The sequence below is a fragment of the Agrococcus sp. SCSIO52902 genome, assembly GCF_022983135.1.
GTDB classification, from domain to species: Bacteria; Actinomycetota; Actinomycetes; order Actinomycetales; family Microbacteriaceae; genus Agrococcus; species Agrococcus sediminis.
In genome coordinates, this window is the sequence record NZ_CP095269.1 from 39,251 (window position 1) to 58,987 (window position 19,737).

The window sequence follows — 19,737 nt, forward strand, 5'->3', positions numbered from 1 at the left end:
TCAGAATCCGACCTGCAGCACATGGATGCCCGGCCACATCGCGAACGCCACCGTGGTCGGCAGCAGCCCGAACACGAGCGGCACGAGCATCGAGATCTCCTTGCGGCCCGCCGCCTCGAGCAGGTCGCGCTTCGCGGCGTCGCGCGCGTCGAGCGCCTGCGCCTGCAGCGTCTGGGCGAGCGGCGTGCCGCGCTCGATGGCGCCGCGCATCTGCTCGACGCTGCGCGTGACGCCGGGGTGCCCGAGCTCGTCGGCGAGCGCCGCGAGCGCGCTCGAGAGGCTCTCCCCCGCCGCCGACCGCGCCACGACGCCCGCGAGCTCGCTCCCGAGCGCGCTGCGGCCCGCGGCGCCGACCCGGCGCAGCGCGTCCTGCAGGCCCTCCCCCGCGGCGAGGCTCAGCGACAGGAACTCGAGGATCGACGGCAGCTCGCTCGAGATGCGCGCGAGCCGCCGCTTCGCGCGTCGCTGGAGCAGCCAGTCGACGGTGGCGGCGCCGATCGCGGCGCCGAGCAGCGCGAGCCCCGCGGGCAGCGCGAGCTGCCCCTGCTGCACCGCGGCCACCACCCCGAGCGCCGCGCCGACGGCGGCTCCGAGCACGGTCCAGCGCAGCTGGCGGCCGCGGAAGTCGCTCACCGTCTCGCTCGCCGCCGCCTGGCGAAGCCGCAGGCGGATGCCGTCGGGCGCGCCGAGCACCGCGTGCACGAGCGGCGCCAGCCGATCGCCGACCGGCGACGCGACCACGCCCAGCACGCGCGCGGGGTCCACCCGCCTGCGTGCGAGCAGGTCGCGCGCGCCCGGCGAGACGTCGAGCACGTACGGCGCGACCCGGTGCAGCAGCAGCGGTCGGCGCAGGATCGGCACGAGGCTCACGAGCATCCACAGCCCGAGCCCGAGGCCGGCGCCGAGGATCAGGCTCCACCCGACCGATGCGGTCACGCGAACCACCGCGCCTCGGTCGGCAGCGCGCCGATGCGCAGCATCACGCGGTACGCGATGAACGTCACGACCGCGCCGCCGCCGATGAGCGCGAGGCCGCCGGGCGCGTTGTACGCCTGCGCCGCCTCGGGACGGGCCGAGAGGATGAGCAGCACGATCCACGGCGCGGCGACCCCCAGCCGCGCCGCGCTGACGATCCATGTCTGCCTCGCCTCCAGCTCGCCGCGAGTGGCGAGATCGACGCGCAGGTAGGCGGCGAGCTCGCGCAGCACCGTCGTCACCTCCGTGCCGCCGACCTCGCGCGCCATGCGCAGCGTCATCAGCGTTCACGTTTATCGTAGGTGTATGAGTAAGCGCGCCGCCCTTTATTTCCGGCAGTCGCTGGACGCGCAGGAGGGCATCGAACGACAACGAGAACGATGCTCCGCGCTGGTGAGTGCCCGTGGCTGGGTCGTCGTAGGCGAGTACATCGACAACGACACGTCGGCTAGCAAGGCTCGAGCCGCCGGCACGGCATGGGCGCGACTACTCGACGACGCGACGCACGGTCGCTTCGACGTGGCCGTCGCCGTCGATCTTGACCGGCTGGTGCGGTCCACCCGAGACCTCGTCACGTTGGCCGATACTGGTGTCGGCGTGCTGACCGTCGATGGCGAGATCGACCTGACGACCGCGGACGGCGAGTTCCGGGCGACGATGCTCGCCGGTATCGCCCGTTTCGAGACGCGACGCAAGGGCGAGCGGCAGAAGCGGGCGAACACGCAACGTGCGATGAAGGGGCTCCCTCACGGCCCACGCGCGTTCGGGTATGAGCCGGACGGCGTGACGATCCGCGAGAGCGAGGCGGTAGAGCTCCGCGCCGCCTACCGGGCGGTGCTTGCGGGCGCCTCGCTCGGGGCCGTGGTGCGCGACTGGAACGCTCGAGGCATCGCCACGTCGCAGCGCCGCTACAAGGCGGGGCACGAGGGTGAGCCTGCGGTGTGGAAGGCCCAGACGTTGCGTTACGTGCTGCTCAACCCGCGCAACGTGGGGAAGCGGCGTCACCACGGTGAAGTCGTCGGCGACGCTGCCTGGCCGGCGATCGTCGACGAGGCAACCTGGCTCGGCGTGCAGGCGGTGCTGAGCGACCCGACGCGGCTGAGCGCAGCTCGGGGTGGGAAGTACCTGCTGAGCGGCCTGGCGGTGTGCGGTGTCTGCGGCGCGACCGTGCATGGCGGCGGTGCTCGCCGTGTCGGCCAACGCACGTACCGGTGCTCGGAGTCGACGGGCCACATCGCTCGGCGCGCGGAGGTGATCGAGGAGTACGTCGGCGAGGTCGTGATCGCGCGGCTCTCGCTTGCGGACGCGGCAGGGCTCCTGACGGCTGAGACGGGGGTGGAGTTGCAGGCATTGGCGACGGAGGCTGACAGCATCCGCGCGCGCCTGACGACGCTCGCCGTGGACTTCGCTGACGGCGCGTTGACGGGTGCCCAGTTGAGGGTGGCGACAGAGCGCCTGCGCGGGCGTCTGGGCGACGTAGAGGGGCGGATCGCGGAATCGTCCCGGGCTGACGTGCTCGGGCCGCTGGTTGCCGCTGATAGCGCACGGGAGGCATGGGAGGCGCTCAGCACGGATGCGCGTCGGCAGGTGATCAACGCGCTCGCGACGGTGCGCATCGGTCAGGCCGGCCAGGGTGCGAAGACGTTCCGGCCGGAGACGGTCGCGATCGAGTGGAAGCAGTGATCAACTAGGAGGCCCCCGGAAGCGCGGCAACGCTCCGGGGGCGGGCCGAGACACGAAGGGGAACCACGGCCATGTTCAACCCTAACGACTACAACGATCTGGACGAGGCGCGGCTCTTCGCGCGCGCGACCACCTGCAGCGTCGAAGGATGCGACGGGGCATCGCACTGCGTATTCGAAGGCGAGGCCGAGTGGCGACATGTCATCGGCGAGGGTTCTCTGGGCTGCCTGGAGTGGGAGATGAGCGTCAGCGAGGGTCTCGCTCGCGTGGATCTGCTCGAGCGCGGTCACGCGGTGTTGACATCGGCTTCGTTGCGGGAACTCGCGGACGCGCTCGCGGAAGCGCCTGCGCGGTTGCGCTCGATGGCGGACGAACTTGAGCGGCGGAACTCTTGAGCCCCGACCAGCTCGCGCCCGGCGACCGCAACCGTCGCGAGTTCGATGCACTCTGGTCTCGACCAGGCGTGCGCGAACTGGTTGAGGCGTCCCTCGTTGGGCGGTCGACGACGAAGTACCGCTCTGCGCGCGTCTCGCTCTACTGCGACGGGCATCGTGCGCGCTGCGCGGTGTGGCTATTCCCGGATGCAGTCAGTGGGGTCGACGCGGCCATGAGAGTGCGGCCCGATGACGACCACCCGAGGGGCCTGCCAGACAGTTGGTTCGGCAGTCCCGAGGAGCGCGACGGACAGTTAGTTGCCACCGAGGTGCATCGCATTCACTGCGGCACGTGCGGCGCGGTCTACGAGTACCGACCTGCCCGATTGCTCGAGGCCACGCTTCGCGCGCTCAGCCAGCCGCGTCGCGTCGTTACACTCGGCCGTCTCCGACGCTAACCTAGGGTCTAGGTCGAACGACAATCCCGACCTAGGTCGCTGACGGGGCTCAATCAGTCAGATGTTCAGGGCCGCTGGGCTTAGCCAGCGGAAGAAGCTCGACGGCTCCCGGTGAGGTAGCAGGCAGTGCCTGCACTTCCCCGAATGGAGCCGTTCGTGTCGAATCTGCAAGTCACCAAGTCGAGGCTGGGAGTGGCCGCGCGGTCCGGCGATCCCGACCGCATTCGAACCGCTCGCCGCGATCACGCGGCCGCGAAGATCGAGATCGCCATCGAGCGCGTGCTCGCCGAAGCGCCGCCCTTGACGCCTGAGCAGCGGGCCCGCATCGCGGCGCTGCTGCGACCCGCCGGCGGTGGGTCGGCATGACCGTGAAGAGAAGCCGCCCGGAGAGTAACCGGGCGGCAGGAGAGCTTGTGGAGGGCTCTGTCGACCAGAATTCGACCGACGTGCGCGAGCCTGCCGCTGGCGCGCAGCCGCCACAGCCACCCGCCGTCGCCGACATGCGGCCCGCCCCCGCGGGTGAGCGGCTGCGGCAGTTGGCGGCACCTCCGCCCCCTGTAGAGGCGCGCGTGCTGCGGCGGCCGAACGGGGTCTTCGAAGCGCTCCGCGACGGGGAGGGGTAGTGGTGAGCGAGGGTTTCGCGGCGATTCCGAACTGGATGTTCCGGGATGAGTCGATCAGCCTCTACGCGCTGACGGTCTACGGCGCGCTCGCATCGCACTCGGGGCCGGGCGGCATTCACCCGTCGCAACGGACGCTCGCGGCTGAGGCGCGTTGCTCGGACCGGCAAGTGCGTCGGGCGCTCGTGGAGCTCGAGGAGCTGGGCGTCGTCGAGCGCGTCATGCGGAAGAACTCGCGAGGTCGCGCTACGACGGGTTACACGCTGCATCCGAACGGTCGGTTGCGAGCCGATGAGGAGTCCTCAGAGGTTCCGGACTCCCAGTCCGGTACTGCCCCGGGGGTTCCGGACTCCCAGTCCGGGGGTTCCGGACTCCCAGTCCGGGGGTTCCGGACTGGAGCGACAAACCACACTCCTTGTAGAAGAAGAACCCCTGAAGAAGAACCCCTGAAGAAGAACCCCTATAGTCCCCATGACGATTTCGAGCTCTTCTGGAGCATCTATCCGAGGCGAGCAGGTAAGCAGGCTGCTCTCGCTGCGTTCGTCAAGGCTTTGAATGCCGGGGCGACGCCGGAGGACATCTTGAAGCGCCCTGAGTTTGTTGGAGGCTCCTGACCTTGGAAACGAGGATGGAGTTATGCCGAAGGAACTGGCGAATGGGAAGCCGACGACGCGTCGGTACTCGGTCGAGGAGAAGGCCGCCGCGGTGCGGATGGTGAGGACGCTGCGCGCTGAGCTCGGTGTCACGCAAGGGACGGTCCAGCGCGTCGCGACGCAACTCGGTTACGGTGTTGAGTCCGTGCGGATGTGGGTCAAGCAGGCCGACGTCGACGACGGCGTCACTGCCGGCGTGAGCAGCGCGGAGGCGCAGCGGGTGCGTGAGCTCGAGCAGGAGAACCGGGAGTTGCGGCGGGCCAACGAGGTGCTGAAGCGGGCGGCGTCTTTCTTCGGGGCGGAGCTCGACCGCCACTACCGGAAGTAGTCGCGTTCGTCGACGCGAACAGGGACGATCTTGTGGACGGTCGCCGGCTCGGAGTCGAGCTCATCTGCAGGCTGCTGCAGGTGGCTCCGAGTAGTTACTACGCCGCCAAGACCCGCACGCCGTCCGCCCGCGCGGTGCGGGACGACGAGCTGATCCCGCAACTGGTCGAACTCTGGGAGTCCAACTACCGCGTCTATGGGGTCCGCAAGCTCTGGAGGGCTGCCCGCCGCGCGGGGATCATGATCGGCCGCGACCAGACCGCCAGGTTGATGCGCGCCGCGAGGATCGAGGGCGCGCGGCGGTCGAAGCGGGTCAAGACGACGAGGCCGGATCCGGCGTCGGCGCGGCACCCGGACCTGGTGAAGCGGGATTTCACCGCGAGCGCCCCGAACCGGCTCTGGGTCACCGACCTGACGTTCGTGCCGACCTGGACCGGCGTCGCCTACGTGTGCTTCATCATCGACGCGTTCAGCAGGATGATCGTGGGTTGGCGGATCGCGTCGCACATGCGAACCGAGATCGTCCTCGACGCGGTCGAGATGGCCCGCTGGTCCCGCGGCGCCCGGCACGAGGATCTGCGGTGTCACAGCGACGCAGGCTCTCAATTCACCTCGATTCGCTATGGCGAACGCCTCGCAGAGATCGGTGCCACGCCGTCGATCGGGACGGTCGGCGACAGCTATGACAACGCCCTCGCCGAGACGGTGAACGGCTACTACAAGGCAGAACTCGTCCGCGGCCCCGCGCGGCCAGGGCCGTGGAAGACGGTCGAAGACCTCGAGCTCGCGACGCTCGGGTGGGTGCACTGGCACAACACGCAGCGCCTCCACGGCTACCTCGGCGACGTCCCGCCCGCAGAGTTCGAGGCCGCGTTCTATGCTGTCCCCAACGACCGCAATCTGCTGGTCGGAATCAAATAGCGCGAGTCTCCATCAGACCCAGGGCGCTTCATCTTGGCTGGGGCGCGTCGGTTCCGTGACGATCCCAACCTGCCTGAGCCGCGGTTTGTGCCACATCCCGCGACCTGGCTGAACCAGGGCCGCTGGGAGGACGACCCGCTGCCGCCCCAGCGATCGAAGACCGCGTCCGAGCGGAACCTTGAGTTCGTCCAGCGCGTGCTTGAGAGGGAGCGCGCCGAGGATGAACAGCAGGCGGCGTTCGCTGCGCGTGAGCAACTGGCGCTGACCGCTGGCGAGGGGTGGGAGCGATGAGCGCCCGCTTCGGCACGGACCGCGGCTACATGGTCCTGACGGGCTTCTCGTGCTCGGTGTGCGGGTTCCCCCTGCACCCGGCACTGGTGCACGACGGGTTCTCAACGCACCCGACTTGCGCGCCCGACGAGGAGGCGGACCGGTGAGCGCGCCGGGCAGCCACGCGGCGTGTGAGGCGCAGGCGGCGAAGCTGCGCAGCGAGGCGGCGAATCACCGTCGACGGCTGCGCATCGCGGAGGCCCGGTCGATCGAGCTGGCGGCGCTGCTGCGCGAGTACCAGCAGCACACGCTGGACACGTGGCTGGCGCACTGGCTGCTCGACCCGTCGGATTTCACGTCCCCGCTCGAGGAGCTGCTCGACGCAGACGGGCGCATCGACTACTGGGAGGCGGAACATCGAGTGCGAGTCCTGCTGATCCAGAAGCCGCATCTCGCCGCGCCGCGACTCCGCGGCACCGATGTCAGCGGTCGCTCGTAGCATGGTTGTCGATCCGAAGGGATGCCGGCCAGGCGCCGCCCGCTTCGAGGTCAGAGTCCCCGGGTGGGAGCCATGCGAGGGCCAGGCGCGTCGCATGGAAGTCGTCAACGCAACCCGGAGGTCACCATGATGATCCGACTCCCGATCATCGCGACGAGCGGCCGTGCCGCGATCGTCGCGGCGGCGCTCAACCACGCCCGACACTGCACCGAGGGGCGCTCGACGAGCGGCGGCGCGCTGACGGCGCTGCGAGCGCCGGTCACACGCAAGGTCTCGACGGACCGCGTCGGCCTGCCCGTGGCCGCCTACCCGGCTCACTGGAGGCGGTGACCGGATGAGCGAGAACCTGAACGACCTCTTGGCCAGCACGCAGGCGGACGTGGCCGCCGCGACGGCCGCGCTCGCGGAAGCGGAGGCGCGAGTCGCAGCGGCCGAGGAGCAGCGGCAACTCGCACTCGCTGAGGAAGACGAGCGACGTCGGCGCGAAGAAGACGCACGCATCGACAAGCTGCGCGCACAACTGCCCCGGTACCAGCAGCAGGCCGAGGAAGCGTTCGCGCAGTTCGAGGCCACGGCCGCGGGCCGCGCGCCCGAAGCGGTGCACCGCAGCATGGAGCTGTGGGTGGGCGTCGTGATCTTCCGCACCCTCTGCAACCGGATCCGGCACCAGATCCTCGCGCATGACGCGCATCGCGCCAAGGACCTCTACGACCTGTGGGAGCGGAAGGCCGGTAGCTGGCACGAGATGCTGAACGGCGCGACCTCCATCTCGCACGGTGGCTACCTGCCGGGCGAGGAGGACGACGCCGAGGCGCTCGCGGCAGTGAACGCGCTGATCACCGAGGAGAGCGCGACGGCCCCGCGCCCCCTGGTCCGCGACCCTGCAGACCGATCACTGCCCGGCCCCGCACAGCTGGGAGTCACGGACCCGGCCACCGCACAGGTGCTGCTGTCGACGGATCCGGGGATCTACAACCTGCAGATCTCGTTCGTCGGCGCGTTCGACCAGGCCGTGACCAAGCGCGCGGAGGAGGAGGTACGCGAGATGCTGCAGACACCGTACCGAGGCCGACAGACGAATCCGCAGACGGACACTGTCCCCAGCCGCCCGCCGACGCGTGATGAGCGGGTCGCTCAGCTGCTCGCGGCAACGCTTCGCCGAGGCCGAGGCAAGCATGCTTCGCCGACCGCACAACCGTGACGTCAACGTCACCCGGCCCGCTTCGTTTGCCTTGTGGGTGGGCGGGCCCGGGATCGATGGCCGGAGAGCGGGATCCTTTCTTCCCGTCATGACCCGACCAGCGTCACACCTGCCCGGCACTCGCGCTGCTGCGGGTGCCGGGCACCTCGCGACTGCGGCCGCCGCATCGCGGAAAAATCCACAAAAGTCCGAGCGGGGGGAAGACCTCCCGGGGGTGGTGTTTCCCCCTCCCCGCTCGGGGGTACCCCATCGCGCGCGCGGGAGACGGCACCGTATCTTCGGGCGCTGCTTCGGAACGGCAACTCCTGGCGCGCAAGGTTGGGCGTAGTTAGTTCCTATACGGGTCATGTAGTGTGCACGATATGAACACCGCGATTCGCAACTCTGCTCGTCCGGCGATCCGCCAGCACAGCAGTGCCGCGCTCGTTGAGAGCGTGCGGGCGATGAGCAAGGATGATCTCCGGGCAGCGCTCGTCCAGCGCCGTTCGGTGTCGCGAGAAGAGCGTATGGCTGTGGCTCGGGCCGAGCGCACCCAGCGTGCGGAGGCTCACGCCGCGCGGCTTCGCTCGCTCTGATCACGGCCGCTCGATGGGCTACTCGCCGCGCCTTCGCGTGACGCGGCGTTGTCTTAAGGACGATCTCGGCCTCGACGAAGCGCTCGCGGAGAGGGATGCCCGCGCGTACTGCGATCGGCACGAAGCCATCCGACGCTTCACCATAAAACGAGCTGGCGCGCCCGGCGAGGGCGAGAACATGCTTAACGTGAGGCCTTACGGGCACGTTAAGACGATCCACTTCGGTCAGGCGCGTGGCCTCACCATCTTCGATCCGGCGACAGACACGTGCTGGCTCCTTGCGTACGACGCGACTCACGCAGTCGGCGAGCGTCGCGATGGATACGCAAGGTTTGAGCAGCTAGATGCGCGCGGGGAGCTGCTGCCGACGGCTAACGACTACGAACTGCTCGAAAGCCTCAGCAGCGTGGTTTTGCTCGACGCCATCCGCTCCGAGGGGCGGGGGCTCTACGCCGAGGCGCGGGCTAACGCAGGCGACGAGGTCTGTCGCACCTTTGAGTTCGGTGATCAGGGGGATGCGCAAGTCATGGCTGTGATCGACCTCGTGGTCATCGAGCGAGAGGAAAGCGAGCAAGGCTGGATGAGCGTCGTTGTTCCGCCAGAAACGCCGCTTTCGCATGAGCAGCTCCTCGACGTAGTCGCCGAGCTCATCCCCTCCGACATCGACGAGACTACGTTGGAGCTCGCTGGGGACTTCAACGGACGTGTGCCGTCTCGGAACGAACTTGTCTTCACCTGGACGAAGTACTGACGATCAAGACCGCCACGCTGGAACTCCTTCCGCGAGGAGTGCGCGTGCGTGCTCGCCGGTTGATTACCGAGCTGCGGTGATCGCCGTTCGCTCCTGTTGCTGCGGGGACCGGCCGAAGCGTCGAATAGGGTCGAGGTCGTGGCTAAGGCGCTATCCCTGAACGAAATTCGCGCACGTGCGGCGAGGTTCTCGCGCGATTGGGCAGATTCGCCCGGTGATGAGCGGCAGGATGCGCAGTCATTCGTGCGCGATCTGCTCGGGGTCTACGGGATCACGCAGACGCGTGCCGCCTTTTACGAGAAGCGCTCCAAGCGCACCTCCACGGGTGCGCAGGGCTACATCGATGCGCTGATCCCAGGCATCGCCCTGATCGAGATGAAGAGCGCCGGCAAGGACCTCGTGGAGGCAGAGCGTCAGGCCCTTGACTACATCGACAACCTTGCTGACGCCGAGGTGCCCAGCTACGTCATCACGTCTGACTTCAAGCGCTTCCGACTACTGGACCTCCGCGCCGAGGACGACGGCGTGCTCGAGTTCGATCTGGCGCAGTTCCGCGATCATGCGGAGCGGCTCGCGTTCTTCGCGGGCTACGGCCAGCGTGCGTTTGGGTCAAGAGAGCAGGAGCGTGCGTCGATCGATGCGGCGCGCCTCATGGCGTCGCTCTACGAGGCGTTGGAGGGATCGGGCTACGACGACCACGAGGCCAGCATCTTCCTGGTGCGCACGCTCTTCGCGCTGTACGCCGACGACGCAGGCGTCTGGGAGCGTGACCTGTTCCTGGAGTTCCTCGAGACCCGAACAGCCGAGGACGGTAGCGACCTCGGACCGCAGCTGTCGCTGCTGTACCAGGTGATGGGACGCGAGCGCGGGAAGCGGCACAAGCACCTCGACGAGCTCATCGCTCGATTCCCATACGTCAACGGCGGCATATTCGAGGAGCCGCTGGCGATTCCCTCGTTCGACGCCAAGATGCGATCGCGACTGCTCGCGGCAGCGATGTTCAACTGGTCCGAGATCTCTCCCGCCATCTTCGGCTCGCTCTTCCAGGCGGTGAAAGACAAGAAGGCTCGGCGCGAGCTCGGCGAGCACTACACGACCGAGACCAACATTCTGAAGTTGATCCGGCCGATGTTCCTGGACGATCTTCGGCGGCGCTTCACGGACGGCCTGCATGACGTGAAGGTCCTGCGCAAGCTGCGAGCGGACATGAGTCGCATGCGGTTCCTCGACCCCGCGTGCGGGTGCGGCAACTTCCTCGTGGTCACCTACCGGGAGATGCGTTCGCTTGATCTCGAGATTCTGCAGCGGCTGCAGGAGCTGGGGAGCGAGGGCGTCACGCTCGCTTTCCTCGAGGAAGACCTGCCCGTGCGGCTCAGCAGCTTCCACGGCATCGAGCTAGAGGAGTGGCCTGCGCGTATCGCCGCTACGGCGCTGCACCTCGTCGATCACCAGGCAAACAAGGGCATGGAGCTTGCTCTCGGGCTCGCACCCGAAGCGCTGCCCCTCGACAAGATCAGCACGATTCAGGTCGGCAATGCGCTGAAGACCGACTGGACCGCCGTCGTCGCACCCTCTGACCGGTTGTTCGTCATGGGGAATCCGCCGTTCCTTGGGCACGCATCGCGCAGCGAAGCGCAGGCGGGGGAGCTTCGCGCGGTCTGGAGCCGCGATGACATTGGCCGGCTGGACTACGTCACCGGCTGGTATGCCAAGGCGCTCGAGCTGTTCACGCAGGACGGATATGCCGGTGAGTTCGCCTTCGTCTCCACGAACTCGATCGTGCAAGGCGAGCCGGTGCCGGCGCTCTTCGGCCCCGTCTTTGCGCACGGTTGGCACATCAAGTTTGCGCACCGCACATTCGTCTGGACGAGCGAGGCGCCGGGCGCGGCAGCCGTCCACTGCACGATCGTTGGTTTCGAAAAGGCGCCGAACAGGCCGGCGTGGCTCTACACATACGAGCGCAACCTGCGAGGCGAGCCGACTCGCGTCGCTGTGCGAGCCGGTATCAACGCCTACCTGGTGGACGGGCCCAAGGTCCTCGTCGAGCAGCGTCGAGAGCCGCTGTCTGGTGCGCTGCCGCCGGTAGCCATGGGCAGCATGCCGCGGGATGGCGGGCACCTCATTGTCGAGGCGGATGAGCATGCGGAGCTCGCAGCCGACCCGATCGCGGCGAAGTACCTTCGGCGCTTCGTCATGGGACGTGAACTGATCCACGACCTCCCGCGCTGGTGCCTCTGGCTCGTCGATCTCGATCCCGCGGACATCAGCCGGTCGCGGGTCCTGCGCGACCGACTTGCGAAGGTGAAGCGCTTTCGCGAGGAGAGCCGCGCCAGCTCAACGCGCGAGATGGCTGCCACGCCGCACCTGTTTGGGCAACGATCGCAGCCCACCGTTCCGTACGTGGGGATCCCCAAGGTCTTCTCGGAGGCGCGCGCTTGGGCGACGTGCGCGCTTCTGCCGCCCGACGTGATTGCAGGCGACAAGGTGTACCGGTGCGACGACCCCGACGGATTCGCGTTCGCGGTCCTGTCGTCATCTGCGTTCATCACCTGGCAGAAGACAGTCGGCGGCCGACTGAAGTCCGACCCGAGCTTCTCCAACACGATCGTCTGGAACACCCTGCCGCTTCCCGCGATGGACGAACAGCGGCGGACGCAGATCATCGCTGGCGGCCAAGCGGTGCTCGCAGCTCGCGGGCTTCATCCTGAGCGCTCGTTGGCCGAACATTACAATCCGCTGGCCATGTCTCCTGCGTTGCTCAAAGCGCACCGCCAACTCGACCTCGCAGTTGACTCTGCCTTCGGGCTGTGGGGCGTCGTCGAAGAACTTGACCGTCAGCGTGCCCTGTTCGAGAACTACGCAGCCATGACGTCTGCTGACTCCTTGCCCACGCCGACCCGCTCACCGGGATCCCGACGCCGATCTGACGCAGCCTAATGGCCGTTCTGGACTGGACGACTATCACGGTGGACGTTCTGGTGCCCGCGTCTGCCATCCTCGTGTCGACTGTCGTGGCGGTCGCGCTCGCCAAGAGGGAACGGCTCGACAATCTGGCGAGTCTCCGTCGCGAGCGCTTGCTCGCAGCCAGCGCGCCGCTGCTAATCAATCTCGCGCAACTGGTGTCGATGGATCCCTTCAAAGAGGACTTCCGCGACGCGCTTCGGGCGCTCCGCGCTCACATCGCGGTGTTGCGGGCTGCGCTCGACCCCACCGATTCACTTGTTTCTGACTGGCTCGCCCTACGGCACCGCGAGGGCATGCATCTGTGGCTTACGGCCGTCGAACCGGTCCCCCAGCCAAGTCTCGGCAAGGGCGTGCACATAGCGAAGTTCGATCCGCAACGCGTCCCACAGGCCCAATCGTGGGCAAACTGAAGCGCCCTGGGTCTGATGGAGACTCGCGCTATTTGATTCCGACCAGCAGATTGCGGTCGTTGGGGACAGCATAGAACGCGGCCTCGAACTCTGCGGGCGGGACGTCGCCGAGGTAGCCGTGGAGGCGCTGCGTGTTGTGCCAGTGCACCCACCCGAGCGTCGCGAGCTCGAGGTCTTCGACCGTCTTCCACGGCCCTGGCCGCGCGGGGCCGCGGACGAGTTCTGCCTTGTAGTAGCCGTTCACCGTCTCGGCGAGGGCGTTGTCATAGCTGTCGCCGACCGTCCCGATCGACGGCGTGGCACCGATCTCTGCGAGGCGTTCGCCATAGCGAATCGAGGTGAATTGAGAGCCTGCGTCGCTGTGACACCGCAGATCCTCGTGCCGGGCGCCGCGGGACCAGCGGGCCATCTCGACCGCGTCGAGGACGATCTCGGTTCGCATGTGCGACGCGATCCGCCAACCCACGATCATCCTGCTGAACGCGTCGATGATGAAGCACACGTAGGCGACGCCGGTCCAGGTCGGCACGAACGTCAGGTCGGTGACCCAGAGCCGGTTCGGGGCGCTCGCGGTGAAATCCCGCTTCACCAGGTCCGGGTGCCGCGCCGACGCCGGATCCGGCCTCGTCGTCTTGACCCGCTTCGACCGCCGCGCGCCCTCGATCCTCGCGGCGCGCATCAACCTGGCGGTCTGGTCGCGGCCGATCATGATCCCCGCGCGGCGGGCAGCCCTCCAGAGCTTGCGGACCCCATAGACGCGGTAGTTGGACTCCCAGAGTTCGACCAGTTGCGGGATCAGCTCGTCGTCCCGCACCGCGCGGGCGGACGGCGTGCGGGTCTTGGCGGCGTAGTAACTACTCGGAGCCACCTGCAGCAGCCTGCAGATGAGCTCGACTCCGAGCCGGCGACCGTCCACAAGATCGTCCCTGTTCGCGTCGACGAACGCGACTACTTCCGGTAGTGGCGGTCGAGCTCCGCCCCGAAGAAAGACGCCGCCCGCTTCAGCACCTCGTTGGCCCGCCGCAACTCCCGGTTCTCCTGCTCGAGCTCACGCACCCGCTGCGCCTCCGCGCTGCTCACGCCGGCAGTGACGCCGTCGTCGACGTCGGCCTGCTTGACCCACATCCGCACGGACTCAACACCGTAACCGAGTTGCGTCGCGACGCGCTGGACCGTCCCTTGCGTGACACCGAGCTCAGCGCGCAGCGTCCTCACCATCCGCACCGCGGCGGCCTTCTCCTCGACCGAGTACCGACGCGTCGTCGGCTTCCCATTCGCCAGTTCCTTCGGCATAACTCCATCCTCGTTTCCAAGGTCAGGAGCCTCCAACAAACTCAGGGCGCTTCAAACGCAACGTTGCAACAGCTTCAAGGCTGGCTGAGCGGGGACGTTGACCTGGATTGGTTCCGAGAGGACGGCGCTCGCATTCTCGGAATGTACGGCGCTGGTGACCCGACTGGCGTCTAGTTTGTATCGCCCTGGCTAACGCACATTGCTCGTGCGATGATCCGTGCATGGCTAAGGGCGATATCACCACTTACAACGAGGGCGGCACCTGGAAGTCGAAGGTCGAGGGCAGCAGTCGCGCGGCCCACTCCGGCGGCACGAAGGCCGAGCAGGAGAAGATCGGACGCCAGATGGCGAAGGATCGCGGCGTTGAGCACACCGTGAAGAAGCTCGACGGCACGATTGGCGAGAAGAACTCCTACGGTAACGACCCGAACCCTCCCCGCGACAAGCGCTAGCTTGGCGGCGCTCCCAATACGCCCTGCGATGGTTGTTCCACGGGCCGTCGATGCCACTGCGGTCGATCTGGCGTGTCGATCGCGATGCTGCTCGCCCGGGCTGAGTGTTCAGGAGTCTTTCGCGGCCGCCCGGTCGGCCTTTCGCTCAGCCTCGGCGCGCTTGCCCGAGGGAAGTGTCGCGTACAGTTCGGCCGCTGCTGCCGGAGCTGCGATGAGCTCCTCCACGAGCAGGTTGATTGCAGTGAAGTACGGGTCCACGACCTCGGCGAGATCCCCCTCAAGGTAGAGCTCGAGAAGTTCGGGAGCTTCGTCGTCACGGTGCAGGCTCGTGTTGGCCAGAACACGAACCGCGGTGAGGATCTGCCAGAGCGCGCGCGACACCTGCGTGCTAAGCGAGGCGATCATCTCGTCGAGCCGCTCACTGCCGCCGAGCTGTGCCCGCAGCAGGCGCTCGAGCGAGCCGCGGATCAGCGCTGCTGCCGCTCGACGAGAGTGCGGCAGGACCGCCCGCGCTTCCTCATAGAGCTCGAGAGCATCCGCCGGCATCGCATCATGCGGCGCTGGCGCGGACGACACAAGGGGCCACACCATGACGTCCTCTCGCCACATTGATTGACCGCGGCAAGATTCCGAGATACATGTCGCGAGGTGCCACGCAGGACGGCCTGGCTGCTGATTCATCATCGACATCGGGCTCTGGCTGTCGACCGTCCGCCAGCCCTGACCCGTGATGGCCTCACAGTGCGGGCAGGTGAAAACGTCGAGGAACAACTCGGGCGCGATCCGCTTCGTGGCCATGCCAGTCACCCTACGTGGCTGCTCCGAGCGGAGGGCGGAGGAGGTGATCCGTCGACCCCCCGTCGGCCCAGCAGGGGGCGCCGACCAAGCCAACCGGTCGACGACCAACTCGACCGGGGCGCTCGCCTTCACCCGCCGCCCGCACAAACCTGCGCGAGAACAGGATGCTTGCGGTCTCGAGGATGCGGTCGGCGACCGGATCGGCCAGGCGGTCCTTCAGGCGGTCGAGGGCGTAGGCGAACGAGCCGGTCGCGCGGTGATCGGCCGCGTAGGCGGTGAAGGCCGCTCGCGTGATCTCCGGACCGGCGTGCGCGAGCTGCGCCACCGCATCCGGCAGCGCCCGCCCGCTCCGCACGGCGGAGACCAGGTGGTCGACGACGTCGGGCCAGACCGACGCCTGCGCTCGGCGGCGCCGCTTGGCGCGCCAGCGCACGGCGATCACGGGCCCGGCGGCGCCGGCGGCGAACGCGGCGGCCGCGACGGCGACCACCGGTGCGAGGGCGAGCGCGACGCCCGCGGCGAGGACGCCGGCCAGCACCGACACCGCCGCGAGCGCGACCGGCGGGACGCCTTCGAGGCCCGCGTGCGTGAGGCGGTCGAGCAGTCGGCGGCGCGGCTGCGGATCCGGCGTGCGGGCGCTTCGCGGCCACAGCCACGGGCTGACGGCGAGCACGATGCCGAGGCCGAGGAGGCAGCCGAGCAGCCACGTCATGCGCGGCTCCCGAGCAGCGCGACGGGGTCGATGCCGACCGCGGCGAACTTCGCCGTCCTCGCCGGATGCGACCCGGTCGGCTCGAGCAGCCCGTCGCGCACGGCGAACAGCACGGACGCCTCGATGACGCCAGCGGTGACCTGCCCGGTGGGCGCGAGGATCTCGACGACGCGGCGGTTGCCGCGGGCGTCGATCGCGAGGTGCACCACGAGGTCGACGCACTGCGCGACGGTGGGCACGACGAACCCGGCGTCGATGTTGCGCCCCGCGAGCAGCGGCAGGGTCGTGAGCTTCGTGAGCGCGTCGCGCGCGGAGTTCGCGTGGATCGAGCACATGCCGGAGACGCCGCAGTTGAGCGCCACGAGCAGGTCGAGCGCCTCGGCCTCGCGGACCTCGCCGACGACGAGCCGGTCGGGGCGCATCCGCAGGCTCTCCTTCACCAGCCGCCGCAGCGAGATCTCTCCCGTGCCCTCGAGCGACGGCTGGCGGCACTGGAGCCCCACGATGTCGTCGACGGGCGGATCGAGCTCGAAGGTCTCCTCGACCGTCACCACCCGCTCGCCCGGCCGCACGGCGGCGAGCAGGGCGTTCAGCATGGTGGTCTTGCCGGCGTGCGTCGGCCCGGAGACGAGGATGTTGCAGCCGGCGACGACCGCGCTGCGCAGGAACGCTGCCGCCTGCTGGCTGAGCGCGCCGCGCTCGACGAGCGCCGAGAGCGCGGCGAGCCGGCGGGCGAACTTGCGGATGTTGATCGACATCGCGCCGCGGGCGACGTCGCCGGATGCGACGTGGAGGCGGGAGCCGTCGGGCAGCGACGCGTCGACGAAGGGCGACGAGAGGTCGACGCGGCGGCCGGTCGTCGAGAGCATCCGCTCGACGAGGTCGCGCACCTCGGTCTCGGTGAGCCGGATCGGCAGCTGCTCGCTGACGCCGCCGCGCGCGCAGAAGACGCGGGAGCCCTGGTTGACCCACAGCTCCTCGACCTCGGGGTCGTCGAGGTAGGGCTGCAGCGGCCCGTAGCCCGAGACCGCCGCGAGCACGTCGCGCTCGGCCTGCCGCTCGTCGGACAGCAGCGGCACGCTGCCGCCGAGCGAGCGCTCGGCGTAGGAGCGCACCGCGTCGCGCACGTAGCGCTCGGCGAGGTCGCCGGAGCGGGCCAGGTCGACCCCGTCGCGGCGCACCCTCGCCCGCACGGTGGCGGTGATCTCGGCGACGGCCTGGCGCATGCGAGCCAGTGAACCGCGAGCGCGTCAGCCCTCGCGGAAGTTGTCCACAGCCGCCTCAGCCGCCGTCAGCCCACCGAAGCACCCGCAGCGCCTTGAGCGTGATCCACCGGCTCGGCTCCCCGACGGGCCCGTAGTCGACGACCCGGTCGCCGCCGTGCACGACGTCGAGCGGCCAGCGGCCGTCGTCCCGCCGCTTCGAGCGCACGAGCTCGATCGCCTCGGCCATGCGCTCGTCGGGGCGGGCGCCGACGGCGCGGAAGTGCTCGAGCGCCCGCAGCGCGTCGTACTCGTGGCGCGGCGGGAAGGCGAAGCGCAGGTAGCCCTCGTCGACGATCTCGCCGGTCGAGCGCCGTCGCAGCAGCGAGCGCTCGAGCAGGTAGGCCTCGCCGCTCGCCCGCGCCTCGGGCACGCGCGGGTCGTCGCTCACGCGCTCGAACGCCGCGAGCGCCTCGAGCACCGCGATCGTCGTGTCGAACGACGAGCGCACCGAGCCGCGCTCCTGCTCGCAGTTCCAGCCGCCGTCCTCCATGCGCTCCCCGAGCAGCCGCTCGACGATCGGCGTCGCGTCCTCGCCGTAGTAGACGGCGTTCGTCACGAGCGCGCCGTTGATGCACGGCTCGACCTCGCCCTCGAAGAACGGCTCGTCGTCGTACTCCCAGCGGGTGACGCGCTTGACGTCGGCGATCGCCTCCCGCACCGCCGCATCCGCCGGGTCGACGCCCAGCAGCCGCAGCTCGGTGAGCACGTGGGCGGTGGATGTCCACGGCTGCCCGGGCAGCGTCGGCTCGGCCTTCGGGAAGTGCGCGCCGCCGGCCCACTGCCCGTCGGGCCCGCGGGCGGCGAGCAGCGCCGCGCCGTGGCCCTCGTGCGCGACCCTCGCGCGCTCGCGGGCCACGGCATCCGGATCCTCGTCGAGCAGGTCGGCCATGACCTGCCAGCGGATCGAGGGATCGCCCTGCAGCAGCCAGTCGGTGACCTCCATCAGCCCAGGAACGCGATGAGGGCCCGGTTGAACTCGTCGGCGTGGCTCACGTTGCAGCCGTGCGGTGCGCCGGAGATGACGTGCAGCTCGCTGTGCTCGATCGTCTCGTGCGTGCGGCGGCCGGAGCCCTCGAACGGCACCGTCTGGTCGCCGTCGCCGTGCAGCACGAGCACCGGCACGGTGATCGTGCCGAGGTCGTCGCGGAAGTCGGTGGTCGCCCACGCGTCCATCGCCCCGAGCGCCGCCGGCTGGTGCGACTGCAGCGAGAGCCGGATGCCCTCGTGGCGCTGCGCCTCGCTCACCTGCAGGCCCTCCTCGGTCGAGAAGAAGCCGGTCGTGAACTCGTCGAAGAACGCCTCGCGGTCGGCCTCGAGCCCGGCGCGGAGCGAGCGGTAGGCCTCTTCGGTGAGCGGGCCCTCCGGGTTGTCATCGGCGTGCAGCAGGTACGGCGGGACCGCTGCCGCGAACACCACCGAGCGCACGCGCTCCTCGCCGTAGGTCGAGACGTAGCGCGCGACCTCGCCGCCGCCCATCGAGAAGCCGACGAGCGCGACGTCGCGCAGGTCGAGCTCGGTGAGCACCCGGTCGAGGTCGGCCGCGAGCGTGTCGTAGTCGTAGCCCTCGTCGGGCTTGTCGCTGCGGCCGAAGCCGCGGCGGTCGTAGGCGACGACGCGGTGGCCGGCGGCGGTGAGCGCCGCGGTCTGCGCCGCCCACGCCTCGGCCGAGAGCGGCCAGCCGTGCAGCAGCACGACGGGGCGGCCGTCGCCGCCGGAGTCCTCGATGTGCAGGCGGATGTCGGTCATGGTCGCGCTCCTATCGGTACTCGGGGTTCTGGAACCCGAAGCGCTCGCCGCGCTCCCAGGCGTTGCGGTCGTTGCCCTCGGTCGGGATGCCGCCGCGGAGCATGCGCGCGAGGTGCAGCAGGTTCCACGTCATGATCGTGATGTTGCGCTGCGTGAAGTCGTTGTCGGCGCCCGCGTGCGAGCCGTCGTCGAGCTCGTCGCCGTAGGAGGGGCCGGGGCCCGCCTCGCCCACCCAGCCCGCGTCGGCCTGCGGCGGGATGGTGCAGCCGAGGTGCTGCAGCGCGTAGAGCACCTCGCGCGCGACGTGCTTCATGCCGTCCTCGTTGCCGCCGACGAGGCATCCGCCGACCTGGCCGTAGTAGATCGACTGGCCGTGCTCGTTGAGCTCGCCCGACTCGGCGTACAAGCGCTCGATCACGCGGCGCGTGGCGCTCGAGGCGTCGCCGAGCCAGATGGGGGTGGCGAGCACGAGGATGTCGGCCGCGAGCACGCGCTCCCAGATGGCGGGCCAGGCGTCCTCGGCGGCGCCGTGCTCGGTCATGTCGGGCTGCACGCCCGGGGCGATCGCGTGGTCGACGGCGCGCACGACCTCGACCTCGACGCCCTGCTCGCGCAGGATGCGCGCGCTCGCCTCGATGAGCAGGTCGGTGTGGCTCTCGCCCGGCGACGGGGTGAGGCTGCCGTTGACGTAGACGGCCTTGAGGGTCTCGGTCATGCCCTCCACGCTGGCACGGAGCGGCTGGGAGCGCCATGGCAGTTCGGCGCCCGTCGCACGCCGCGTCGCCCTCCC

The 19,737-nt window shown here is 69.2% G+C and carries 22 protein-coding genes and 2 other annotated features; of the genes, 13 read left to right on the plus strand and 9 right to left on the minus strand.

Annotated elements, in window-relative coordinates; genetic code table 11:
* Positions 1-936 carry a type II secretion system F family protein gene (locus tag MU522_RS00195; protein ID WP_246991667.1) on the minus strand — a complete coding sequence of 312 codons (936 nt, stop codon included), beginning with the start codon at positions 934-936 and terminating at the stop codon, positions 1-3.
* Positions 933-1,256 (minus strand): hypothetical protein, encoded by a 324-nt coding sequence (locus tag MU522_RS00200; RefSeq protein ID WP_246991625.1) that lies wholly within the window; start codon positions 1,254-1,256, stop codon positions 933-935. Before MU522_RS00200 ends, MU522_RS00195 begins: the two co-directional genes overlap by 4 nt.
* Positions 1,257-1,281: 25 nt before the next feature.
* On the opposite strand from MU522_RS00200, the gene MU522_RS00205 reads away from it, so the two are divergent.
* The 12 genes from MU522_RS00205 to MU522_RS00260 all read left to right on the plus strand — a co-directional run bounded on the left by MU522_RS00205 (position 1,282) and on the right by MU522_RS00260 (position 12,681).
* Complete coding sequence (locus MU522_RS00205; RefSeq protein WP_246991627.1) at positions 1,282-2,658, plus strand: recombinase family protein; 1,377 nt, start codon at positions 1,282-1,284, stop codon at positions 2,656-2,658.
* A 71-nt stretch (positions 2,659-2,729) separates the two neighbouring features.
* Positions 2,730-3,053: a hypothetical protein gene (locus MU522_RS00210; protein WP_246991629.1), complete on the plus strand. Its 324-nt coding sequence runs from the start codon at positions 2,730-2,732 to the stop codon at positions 3,051-3,053.
* Between the two features lie 581 nt (positions 3,054-3,634).
* Complete coding sequence (locus MU522_RS00215) at positions 3,635-3,856, plus strand: hypothetical protein (RefSeq protein WP_246991631.1); 222 nt, start codon at positions 3,635-3,637, stop codon at positions 3,854-3,856.
* A 259-nt stretch (positions 3,857-4,115) separates the two neighbouring features.
* Positions 4,116-4,724: a helix-turn-helix domain-containing protein gene (locus MU522_RS00220; RefSeq protein WP_246991669.1), complete on the plus strand. Its 609-nt coding sequence runs from the start codon at positions 4,116-4,118 to the stop codon at positions 4,722-4,724.
* Between the two features lie 22 nt (positions 4,725-4,746).
* Positions 4,747-6,011 (plus strand): IS3 family transposase gene (locus tag MU522_RS00225; protein ID WP_246990417.1). Its coding sequence is split into 2 segments (ribosomal slippage): positions 4,747-5,050 and positions 5,050-6,011, totalling 1,266 coding nucleotides; the frame shifts between segments, so codons are not numbered across the junction.
* Positions 5,046-5,180: a sequence feature (AL1L pseudoknot), on the plus strand. (Overlaps the previous gene by 135 nt.)
* A gap of 87 nt (positions 6,012-6,098) precedes the next feature.
* Positions 6,099-6,302 (plus strand): hypothetical protein, encoded by a 204-nt coding sequence (locus MU522_RS00230; protein ID WP_246991671.1) that lies wholly within the window; start codon positions 6,099-6,101, stop codon positions 6,300-6,302.
* A gap of 142 nt (positions 6,303-6,444) precedes the next feature.
* Entirely contained in the window at positions 6,445-6,780 is a 336-nt protein-coding gene (locus tag MU522_RS00235; RefSeq protein ID WP_246991673.1) for a hypothetical protein, read from the plus strand.
* A gap of 126 nt (positions 6,781-6,906) precedes the next feature.
* Complete coding sequence (locus MU522_RS00240; protein WP_246991675.1) at positions 6,907-7,110, plus strand: hypothetical protein; 204 nt, start codon at positions 6,907-6,909, stop codon at positions 7,108-7,110.
* Between the two features lie 4 nt (positions 7,111-7,114).
* Positions 7,115-7,981 carry a hypothetical protein gene (locus tag MU522_RS00245; protein WP_246991677.1) on the plus strand — a complete coding sequence of 289 codons (867 nt, stop codon included), beginning with the start codon at positions 7,115-7,117 and terminating at the stop codon, positions 7,979-7,981.
* A 453-nt stretch (positions 7,982-8,434) separates the two neighbouring features.
* On the plus strand, positions 8,435-9,307 hold the full coding sequence (locus MU522_RS00250) for a hypothetical protein (RefSeq protein WP_246991679.1): 873 nt from the start codon (positions 8,435-8,437) through the stop codon (positions 9,305-9,307).
* 138 nt (positions 9,308-9,445) lie between these two features.
* Positions 9,446-12,244, plus strand: a complete 2,799-nt coding sequence (locus MU522_RS00255) for a DNA methyltransferase (protein ID WP_246991681.1) — start codon at positions 9,446-9,448, stop codon at positions 12,242-12,244.
* Positions 12,244-12,681, plus strand: a complete 438-nt coding sequence (locus MU522_RS00260) for a hypothetical protein (RefSeq protein ID WP_246991683.1) — start codon at positions 12,244-12,246, stop codon at positions 12,679-12,681. Before MU522_RS00255 ends, MU522_RS00260 begins: the two co-directional genes overlap by 1 nt.
* 28 nt (positions 12,682-12,709) lie before the next feature.
* Here MU522_RS00260 and MU522_RS00265 read toward each other — a convergent pair.
* Positions 12,710-13,974, minus strand: a protein-coding gene (locus MU522_RS00265; protein WP_246990417.1) for an IS3 family transposase whose coding sequence is annotated in 2 segments (ribosomal slippage) — positions 12,710-13,671 and positions 13,671-13,974 — 1,266 coding nt in all. Because the reading frame shifts where the segments join, the coding sequence is not laid out codon by codon here.
* Positions 13,541-13,675: a sequence feature (AL1L pseudoknot), on the minus strand. (Overlaps the previous gene by 135 nt.)
* 221 nt (positions 13,975-14,195) lie before the next feature.
* On the opposite strand from MU522_RS00265, the gene MU522_RS00270 reads away from it, so the two are divergent.
* Positions 14,196-14,426 carry a DUF2188 domain-containing protein gene (locus MU522_RS00270; RefSeq protein WP_246991634.1) on the plus strand — a complete coding sequence of 77 codons (231 nt, stop codon included), beginning with the start codon at positions 14,196-14,198 and terminating at the stop codon, positions 14,424-14,426.
* 108 nt (positions 14,427-14,534) lie between these two features.
* On the opposite strand, the gene MU522_RS00275 is transcribed toward MU522_RS00270, so the two are convergent.
* From MU522_RS00275 to MU522_RS00300, 6 genes are read right to left on the minus strand one after another with little or no spacing between them, the layout of a single operon-like run.
* Positions 14,535-15,224, minus strand: a complete 690-nt coding sequence (locus MU522_RS00275; RefSeq protein WP_246991636.1) for a DUF4145 domain-containing protein — start codon at positions 15,222-15,224, stop codon at positions 14,535-14,537.
* 10 nt (positions 15,225-15,234) lie between these two features.
* On the minus strand, positions 15,235-15,936 hold the full coding sequence (locus tag MU522_RS00280; RefSeq protein ID WP_246991638.1) for a hypothetical protein: 702 nt from the start codon (positions 15,934-15,936) through the stop codon (positions 15,235-15,237).
* Positions 15,933-17,162: an ATPase, T2SS/T4P/T4SS family gene (locus tag MU522_RS00285; protein WP_246991640.1), complete on the minus strand. Its 1,230-nt coding sequence runs from the start codon at positions 17,160-17,162 to the stop codon at positions 15,933-15,935. The genes MU522_RS00280 and MU522_RS00285 overlap by 4 nt, the downstream gene beginning before the upstream one ends.
* Before the next feature lie 55 nt (positions 17,163-17,217).
* On the minus strand, positions 17,218-18,144 hold the full coding sequence (locus MU522_RS00290) for a hypothetical protein (RefSeq protein WP_246991642.1): 927 nt from the start codon (positions 18,142-18,144) through the stop codon (positions 17,218-17,220).
* Positions 18,144-18,947 (minus strand): alpha/beta hydrolase, encoded by an 804-nt coding sequence (locus MU522_RS00295; protein ID WP_246991644.1) that lies wholly within the window; start codon positions 18,945-18,947, stop codon positions 18,144-18,146. The genes MU522_RS00290 and MU522_RS00295 overlap by 1 nt, the downstream gene beginning before the upstream one ends.
* Before the next feature lie 10 nt (positions 18,948-18,957).
* Complete coding sequence (locus MU522_RS00300; RefSeq protein ID WP_246991646.1) at positions 18,958-19,662, minus strand: flavodoxin family protein; 705 nt, start codon at positions 19,660-19,662, stop codon at positions 18,958-18,960.
* Between the last annotated feature and the right edge of the window lie 75 nt (positions 19,663-19,737).

Bases quoted from the DNA above. Each gene is read 5' to 3' on its own strand.
- MU522_RS00200 (WP_246991625.1), bottom strand. From the start codon at position 1,256: ATGACGCTGCGCATGGCGCGCGAGGTCGGCGGCACGGAGGTGACGACG.
- MU522_RS00205 (WP_246991627.1), top strand. From the start codon at position 1,282: ATGAGTAAGCGCGCCGCCCTTTATTTCCGGCAGTCGCTGGACGCGCAG.
- MU522_RS00210 (WP_246991629.1), top strand. From the start codon at position 2,730: ATGTTCAACCCTAACGACTACAACGATCTGGACGAGGCGCGGCTCTTC.
- MU522_RS00215 (WP_246991631.1), top strand. From the start codon at position 3,635: ATGGAGCCGTTCGTGTCGAATCTGCAAGTCACCAAGTCGAGGCTGGGA.
- MU522_RS00240 (WP_246991675.1), top strand. From the start codon at position 6,907: ATGATGATCCGACTCCCGATCATCGCGACGAGCGGCCGTGCCGCGATC.
- MU522_RS00245 (WP_246991677.1), top strand. From the start codon at position 7,115: ATGAGCGAGAACCTGAACGACCTCTTGGCCAGCACGCAGGCGGACGTG.
- MU522_RS00250 (WP_246991679.1), top strand. From the start codon at position 8,435: ATGATCTCCGGGCAGCGCTCGTCCAGCGCCGTTCGGTGTCGCGAGAAG.
- MU522_RS00260 (WP_246991683.1), top strand. From the start codon at position 12,244: ATGGCCGTTCTGGACTGGACGACTATCACGGTGGACGTTCTGGTGCCC.
- MU522_RS00270 (WP_246991634.1), top strand. From the start codon at position 14,196: ATGGCTAAGGGCGATATCACCACTTACAACGAGGGCGGCACCTGGAAG.
- MU522_RS00275 (WP_246991636.1), bottom strand. From the start codon at position 15,224: ATGGCCACGAAGCGGATCGCGCCCGAGTTGTTCCTCGACGTTTTCACC.
- MU522_RS00280 (WP_246991638.1), bottom strand. From the start codon at position 15,936: ATGACGTGGCTGCTCGGCTGCCTCCTCGGCCTCGGCATCGTGCTCGCC.
- MU522_RS00285 (WP_246991640.1), bottom strand. From the start codon at position 17,162: ATGCGCCAGGCCGTCGCCGAGATCACCGCCACCGTGCGGGCGAGGGTG.
- MU522_RS00290 (WP_246991642.1), bottom strand. From the start codon at position 18,144: ATGGAGGTCACCGACTGGCTGCTGCAGGGCGATCCCTCGATCCGCTGG.
- MU522_RS00295 (WP_246991644.1), bottom strand. From the start codon at position 18,947: ATGACCGACATCCGCCTGCACATCGAGGACTCCGGCGGCGACGGCCGC.
- MU522_RS00300 (WP_246991646.1), bottom strand. From the start codon at position 19,662: ATGACCGAGACCCTCAAGGCCGTCTACGTCAACGGCAGCCTCACCCCG.